General features: G+C 58.0%; 1 pseudogene. It reads left to right on the top strand.

Annotated features, from left to right (window positions below):
• Positions 1–9: 9 nt before the first annotated feature.
• Positions 10–231 (top strand): annotated as a pseudogene (gene flgK / locus AF337_RS12345) (flagellar hook-associated protein FlgK); the annotation flags it as partial.

Raw genomic sequence — 231 nt, 5'->3', positions numbered from 1 at the left:
GACGCCGGCATGTCGCTCACCTCCGCCTTGAACAGCGTGCAAAGTATTTTCAACACGACCGGCCAACAAAGCAGCGTCATCTCGACGAATATCGCCAATGTCGGAAATTCCGACTATGTGAGACGGGAGGCGTCGGTTACGACGTCTCTTTCCGGCGCCCAGGTTGTCAGCATCAGCCGGGCGCAGGAAACGGCGCTGCTTGCCCAGTACCTGCAAACGAATGCCAAGGAC

Origin of the sequence: Rhizobium ecuadorense, assembly GCF_001187535.1 — a bacterium.
Taxonomy (GTDB): domain Bacteria; phylum Pseudomonadota; class Alphaproteobacteria; order Rhizobiales; family Rhizobiaceae; genus Rhizobium; species Rhizobium ecuadorense.
Note: the sequence above shows the minus strand (reverse complement) of the source record. Positions and strands in the feature narration are given on the sequence as shown.